Consider the following 5,856-nt stretch of genomic DNA (forward strand, 5'->3'; position numbering starts at 1 on the left):
GTTAACTGCCAAGCGACAGATTTGATCTGAAGGCGGCAACTGAACTCATGGAACGTCAGATACTATACCCTGCTTGCCAAGTCAATCTTACTCTTCAAATAATGTAATTATTTCAAGTCTATAACAGAATGCGATGTGGTTCTGGACTCAACGTTTACGCGTTCAGAAGCTCACCATTTTTGAGATGGCAGGCTTACAACGGGTGGTTTCTCGGTTAAGCGGAGATTGCAGAATGCGAGGCGGTTCTAAGCTGCCCATATGCACCGACTCCGCGACGACCCTGCGCCAATGCGGAGGCTGAGGGCACTGAGATGGTTCATCTTAGGCTAATCGCAGCAACTACCATTTTGGAGGGATAATTTGGAATACAAGCTACACAGGATCGCACCCAATTCAGAAGGCTGGGTTCGCCCGTCACGCGGCAGATTGAGCCAGAAGGGGGTCGGCAGCTTCGTTCATGAACACGGGTTCGGGCACGAGGACTGGAATTTCAATATTGATTTCGCGATCGATGGACAGGTCCTCGGCTACACGGTAGCGCTTCCTGCCAAGAAATATGAGGGCCAGAGATTTGGCCTTGTCCTAGCGACCTTCGATGCTGGCGGCTGGCGAGCGGCAGGCTATTACGACGGAGCCATATTACTTGATAAACCCGCCGCTCCGTCAGCCTCAGCGGTGGAGCAGATGGCGGTTGATGTTTTCGAACTCGCCAAAATCAATCAGGTTGCCCATCGATACATGAACCAAACACTTACCCAGATAGAGAACTCCATCCGAAGCGATTTTGTGTACTTTCGTTGGGCGGTCCCAAAAGATCGGATTGTCGTATTCCGGGAGTCGCTACCAATACCGCCAAACATTTTCGAGCCCGGCCGGCAAAGGATGGTAACTTCGTACAACTTGTCCGAAGAGCAGTTCAGGGCGATCACGAAGCTAGGAGCAGATGCTAGTGGAAGAGAGGGTGAGCGTTCCGAAGAAGAAGGCGCGCGCAGGCTCAGGCTTCATTGGGCCATTGAACGGAAGCCGCAACTGGTCGCCGCTTTCAAGGCGAGCCTGACTTCATTCGCATGCACGGTTTGCGGCTTTGATTTCGAGAGAACTTATAAGGAGCGCGGCATTGGCTTCATCGAATGCCACCATACGAAGCCCGTGGCAGAAATACGGCCCGGCGAAAAGACGCGATTGAGCGACCTTCGTGCGGTCTGCTCAAACTGTCACCAGATGCTACACCGCAAACCCATGCTCACGGTCGAAGAACTCAGGGATGTAGTGGAAGGGAAATAAGCTGAACGTTCATCCTTTGCCCGACGGCTCAAAGACTATCACGTGGCAGTTGTGCAGGACTATGGCTAAGGCGAGCACCGGCATCGGCTGCCGCTCGATAACCGGGTGATGTCGGCTCGAATCCGAGGCAGAGAAGGGGGGCGCCCAGAGTGTTACTTTTCAGCATGTCGCTTGGCCGCTCGGTCCGCACGTCAAAGCGATCCGGGCCGAGAGGTGTTCGTTGACCGCGCTATCGACACCGCCATCACCAGAACGGCCAAGTTGGGCGAGGCCGATGTGCCAACGCAACCGGGACGGCTCTTACGGCACTCAAAACACCGTCGGCGCGGCTTGGCCGCAAATGGCCAACGACCTCGTGGACCTCGGCTACAAGCTGCCGTCCGCCGGTTCCCTCAAACCCAAGCATGTCGAGGCGCTTGTAGAAAGTGGCTCGATTCCGATACCTCGGATGCCAGTATCCGCAACCGCCTCACCTGGCTGCGATGGTGGGCGGAGAAGGTCAACAAGGTCAATGTCGTCAACCGCGACAATGCCGCGTACGGCGTCGCCGAACGTGGCGAAGTCACGCGCAACCGTGCCCCAGACCCTCAACCAGGCCAAGCTTGGCACGATCGAGTGCCCCTCATATCAAGGCGTCGGTTCTCCTCCAAGTGGCGTTTGGCCTGCGGCGCAAAGAGGCCATGATGTTGCAGCCGCAGGCGGCCATTCGTGCCGATCATATCGCCTTGCAGGTAAGCTGGACGAAAGGGGGCCGGGCATGGACCGTGCCCGTCACCACGCTGGAACAGTGGCATGTCCTTGAACCCATCATGCGCCTTGTCCCCGGTGGCGGGTCCCTGATTCCCGCGCAAATGAGTTATGTCGAACACCTCAAGCGGTTCGAGTACCAGACACTCAAGGCGGTCTCCGCAAACAACGGATTCCGCCACGCCTATCCGCGACGGCGTCTGCTACATCGGCCTCGTATTCAAGAGAAAGAACAACCCCGCCGACAACAATGAGGCTTGCTGCGGGGCGCAGATTTCCTGCATACCGGCGAAGGTATTGTGTTCAAGGGTGCTGTGGCGCATTCGGGTCTGATCGCCTCGGGGAGTTTCACCTCTCTAAGGAAAAGCTGCGGAGATCGTCAGCCGCTGCGCTGACAGCTACATCAGTGGGCACGGCAAGCCGCCGCAGGAGATTTTTATCCACGGCCGCGGTTCAATGGTGCGGAGAGTGAGGGCTTCCGCAGCGCGGTTCCGGCGGGAACAACTATTTCCGGCATCCAGATTACCAAGCCGAATGACCTCAAGCTTTTTCGCGAAGGCGGGCGTGCAGTTTTGCGGGGCCTAGCGCTTGAGATCGACCATCGCAACGCATTTTGAGAGGTTCCAACGCCCTTGAAGGTGCTCATTGTTTTTGGTGACACGCGGCTCCATCAGGTGCTGGCTGACGTTCTCGCTCTGACGAAGCTGAACTTCAATGCGCGCCTTTTCAGCGACGGTTAGCCGGACACTCTGCGATTTGCCGACGACATCGGGGAAATCTTGACCGCGATACCGGGCGTGGGGTCGAAACCGCTATCGTTTCGGCACTACATTTAGCCAGCAATGACGCCTGCAAAGGTTAGGCGGCACTGGGCGCAGCTTTCCATATTATATTTTATGGTTCTCGCTTCCGTATTTGGTTGCACATAGCAGCCCAATCAAAGAATAAGAACAATCGGCAGGGAGATGGGAATGGTCACGAACTACCAGGATCAGATCGAACGGGTTTCGAGCGAAAGCCTCGACGTTTTCGAGAGAATTTCCAAGGACGCACGTTCGGCGCTTGGCGAGCCATACTCCACCGGCCCGACGGCGCTCGCCAGCGTGAACACCTTTACGTCAGGCGAAGCCGTCAGGGCCCTGGGCAACGTCGACAGCGCAAACCGCCGTGCTCTCGAACTGCTCGCCAGAGAACCGGCCATCGCCAGGGTGGTAGCACGTCAGGACGATGGAAAGATCGTCATCTATTACATCTGCCGTGGAACGGCTTCAGGAAGCCCCGGCGGAGACAAACGCTTCGCTGGACGCAATTCGTTGATGGGCCGGCTGGCGTCCTTGGATGTGGGCGACGATTTCGATATCCGAACCCCTGGTGGCGTTCAGTCTGTCGAGATCATCGAGAAGGCGATCCTTCATCCTCATGAGCGCCAGGGCCAGTGGGACTCGCGTAACTCCATTCTGGAGGGCGAATTCTACGGGCCCATTACCGTCATCTCCATGCTCGATGCACTCGCCGTGCATATTGCCGTCGGGGAAGATAGCTCCATCCTCGACAGTATTTTGGCTATCGATGAGCAAGCAACCAACATCATTGAAGGCATCCGGCGCAGTGTCATCACGAAGATGGGCCTGCGTGACCAACCGATCCTGGATCGCTATCAGGACGAGATTTTCCGGTTGCCCCTCAACAGTCAGTTGCTGATTATAGGACCGCCCGGCACGGGCAAAACCACGACCTTGATCCGGCGTTTGGGACAGAAGGTCGATCGTGTCTATCTTGATGACGATGAACGGCGCTTGACCGACAACAGCAGTGCCGACAATGCCGTGGATCACTCTCACAGTTGGCTGATGTTCACTCCCACGGACCTGCTCAAGCAGTATCTCAAGGAGGCCTTCGCGCGCGAAAACATTGCTGCGCCCGACCAGAAGATCGCGACATGGTCAAGCTTTCGGCAAGGCCTGGCGCGAAACAGGTTTCGCATCCTCAAAGCTTCTGACGGCGGCGGACCTTTCATCATGAAGGAAGGTGAATCCTATGTCCTTCCTGACGTGCTCAACAGGCAAACAGCTTGGTATGAGGATTTTGTAAGCTGGCAGGCCGGCGACTACTGGGAGGATTTAGGCGGTGCAGCCGACCTCCTTGAAAAGAATGGAAACTCGGAAACCGCGCGCCTCGGGCGGAGGCTTAGAGAGGCCGTCGCGGAAACGCCTACCATTTCGCTTCCTCGCGCCTTACTGGAACTGGTGAGCGTTTCCTCTGACGTTGAAGGTCTCCTCTCCAGCATGAGGGAAGAAACCGACACCGCGTTGCGGCGGCGCCTCAATACTCAGGTCAATCAGGACCGAAAATTTCTCGAAGGCCTGGCGGCATTTATCGACGGGCTCAATACGCCCGACGACGACAATGACGAGCAAGACGGCGACGAGGACGAAGATGTCCAGACCCAGGCACCTCGTCCGCGCATGGCGGCAACTGCGGCAGCCTATATGCGAAATCTGCGCAGCCAGGCCCGGGCGCGCTTTGGTCGACGTACATTGGGCCGAACCACGCGATCTGGCCGTATTGCGGAATGGATAGGCGACCGCACTTTATCCGAGGACGAGCTCCGTGCGATAGGCGAGAGCCTGCAAATCCAGACGGCGCTCCGAAAGTTCACCAATCCTATCCGGAGATACTTGAACGGCATACCGGCAAGGTATCGTCGGTTCCGGCGTCTGCGCCAGTCGGAAGGTGCTTGGTATGTCGCAACTCCTATTCCCGTGAGTGATGTCGACCCTCAAGAGGTGGATATCCTGTTGTTGTGTACGATGCGTACGGCGTCGAGCCTGGTCCAGGACCGCACAGTTCGACGCAATATCGATCAGCCGGCTTACGGCATTCTAAAGGACTTTCAGAGCGTCGTTCGCAATCAGATCATGGTCGATGAGGCGACAGATTTTTCGCCGATAACGCTTGCCTGTATGGGCGCACTCAGCAATCCGGCTATTCAGTCATTTTTTGCCTGCGGCGATTTCAATCAGAGGATAACAAGTTGGGGAAGCAGGAGTGCCGACGAGATGCGTTGGGCTTTCCCCAAAATCGACCTCAAGCCGATCCAGGTTTCATACCGTCACACGCGGCAGCTCAATCGCTTGGCATCGGAGATTGTCCGTCTGTGTTCCGGCGAAACTGTCGAAGCTGTTCTCCCTAAAAACGTCGAGAACGACGGTTGGGCTCCAGTCCTGGGCGTTGACCTGACTGGGCGTGATGAGACCGTAGCGTGGCTTGCCGCTCGCATCATTGAGATCGAGCGGTTGACGAAGCCCCTCCCTTCCGTCGCAATCCTGGTGAATGACGAGGCGGAAGTTGGGCCACTTGCCGATAGATTGAAAACTGCGCTTGCAGATCAGAATCTCAACGTGATCGCGTGCTACAAAGGCCAGTCTGTTGGGCAGGACAGCGACATCAGGATTTTCGATGTTCAGCACATCAAAGGCCTGGAATTTGAAGCCGTATTCTTTGTTGGCATCGACACCTTGGCGACACTGCGCCCCGAGCTGTTCGACAAATTTCTCTATGTGGGCGCAACCCGTGCCGCGACCTATCTCGGGCTTACATGCGTCGGAAGGGCGTTGCCTAAGAAGATCGGCTCCCTTCAAAGTGACTTTGTTCAAGGCTGGAGCACCTAGCGGTATCTCTATGGCGCATTCAACGCCCAATCGCGGCCAATCCTTCGCAGGTCGTTGCCTGTAAGCCTGCTTCGTCTGGAGCCGTCCGTCGCCTCACAGGAGGCGGGCGACGGCGCTCCAGCGAACACGCTGCCGGTGTCGCTTGGCAGTTAAT

General features: G+C 56.6%; 3 protein-coding genes. All 3 read left to right on the forward strand.

The features are described 5' to 3' along the window. Positions 1–360: 360 nt before the first annotated feature. The 3 genes from AC0L2K_RS34565 to AC0L2K_RS34575 all read left to right on the forward strand — a co-directional run bounded on the left by AC0L2K_RS34565 (position 361) and on the right by AC0L2K_RS34575 (position 5,702). Positions 361–1,284: an HNH endonuclease gene (locus tag AC0L2K_RS34565; RefSeq protein WP_206073020.1), complete on the forward strand. Its 924-nt coding sequence runs from the start codon at positions 361–363 to the stop codon at positions 1,282–1,284. A 650-nt stretch (positions 1,285–1,934) separates the two neighbouring features. Further along, on the forward strand, positions 1,935–2,285 hold the full coding sequence (locus AC0L2K_RS34570; RefSeq protein ID WP_473533604.1) for a site-specific integrase: 351 nt from the start codon (positions 1,935–1,937) through the stop codon (positions 2,283–2,285). Positions 2,286–3,002: 717 nt separating this feature from the next. After that, positions 3,003–5,702: an ATP-binding protein gene (locus AC0L2K_RS34575; protein WP_473533605.1), complete on the forward strand. Its 2,700-nt coding sequence runs from the start codon at positions 3,003–3,005 to the stop codon at positions 5,700–5,702. The last annotated feature ends 154 nt before the right edge of the window (positions 5,703–5,856 follow it).

The sequence above is a fragment of the Mesorhizobium sp. WSM4817 genome (assembly GCF_055811135.1).